Source organism: Streptomyces bohaiensis (genome assembly GCF_012033785.1).
In the GTDB taxonomy this organism is placed as follows: domain Bacteria; phylum Actinomycetota; class Actinomycetes; order Streptomycetales; family Streptomycetaceae; genus Streptomyces; species Streptomyces bohaiensis.
Genome location: NZ_JAAVJC010000517.1, coordinates 1 through 1,432, shown reverse-complemented (window position 1 = coordinate 1,432; position 1,432 = coordinate 1). Strand labels below are relative to the sequence as shown.

The following is a 1,432-nucleotide window of genomic DNA, read 5'->3' as shown; positions in this document are numbered from 1 at the left end:
GGCCCGGGCCGTGGGCCCGGGTCGGGCGCCGCGCGCCGCCGGTCGTCAGGCCGCGACCTCCACCGGCCGGTGGCCCGGGGTGAGGGCGACCTCCAGGACGGTCCGCACGTCGGAGACCGGCCGGACGTCGAGGCGGGCCAGTACCTCGGCGGGGACGTCGTCCAGGTCGGGCTCGTTCCGTGCCGGGATGATCACCGTGGTGACGCCGGCGCGGTCGGCGGCGAGCAGCTTCTGCTTCACCCCGCCGATCGGCAGGACCCGGCCGGTGAGCGAGACCTCACCGGTCATCGCCACATCGGGTCGCACCTGGCGGCCGCTGAGCAGCGATGCCAGCGCGGTGATCATGGTGACCCCCGCGCTGGGCCCGTCCTTGGGCACGGCGCCGGCGGGCACGTGCAGGTGGACGCCGCGCTCCTTGAGGTCGCCCACCGGCAGCTCCAGCTCCGCACCGCGCGAGCGGAGGTAGGAGAGGGCGATCTGCCCGGACTCCTTCATGACGTCGCCCAGCTGCCCGGTGAGGGTGAGCCCCGCCCCGCCGGTCTCGGGGTCGGCCAGGGATGCCTCGACGTAGAGCACGTCCCCGCCGGCCCCGGTGACGGCGAGCCCGGTCGCCACGCCGGGCACCGCGGTCCGGCGTTCGGCGGGGTCGTGGGCGGCCTCGGGGGTGTGGCGCGGCCGGCCGACCAGCGCGCGCAGGTCGTCGGCACCGATCGTCACCGGCAGGGTGCCGTCGCCGGACTCGCCGCGCGCGGCGACCTTGCGCAGCACCCGCGCGACGGCGCGTTCCAGGCCGCGGACCCCGGCCTCGCGGGTGTACTCGCCGGCGAGCCTGCGCAGCGCGTCGTCGGTGATCGTCGCCTCGTCGGCGGCGAGTCCGGCGCGCTCCAGCTGACGGGGCAGCAGGTGGTCGCGGGCGATGGTGACCTTCTCGTCCTCGGTGTAGCCGTCGAGCTGCACCAGTTCCATGCGGTCCAGCAGCGGCTGCGGGATGGTCTCCAGAGCGTTGGCCGTGGCGAGGAAGACCACGTCGCTCAGGTCGAGTTCGACCTCCAGGTAGTGGTCGCGGAAGGTGTGGTTCTGCGCGGGGTCCAGCACCTCCAGCAGCGCGGCAGCCGGGTCGCCGCGGAAGTCGCTGCCGACCTTGTCGACCTCGTCCAGCAGCACCACGGGGTTCATGGAGCCGGCGTCCTTGATGGCCCGGACGATCCTGCCGGGGAGCGCCCCGACGTAGGTGCGGCGGTGGCCGCGGATCTCGGCCTCGTCGCGGACCCCGCCGAGGGCGACCCGTACGAACTCCCGTCCCATCGCGCGGGCGACGGACTCCCCCAGCGAGGTCTTGCCGACGCCGGGCGGGCCCACCAGGGCCAGGACGGCGCCGCCGGGGCGCCGGTCACGCGGCCGGCCGGCGGGCCGCTCGCCGGGAGCGGCCGTC

General features: G+C 76.0%; 1 protein-coding gene. It reads right to left on the bottom strand.

Translation table 11 applies throughout. The annotated features are described in order from the left end of the window. Positions 1-45: 45 nt before the first annotated feature. The coding region (gene lon, locus HCN52_RS24415; RefSeq protein ID WP_168090586.1) for an endopeptidase La at positions 46-1,432 on the bottom strand (1,387 nt) is incomplete at its 5' end.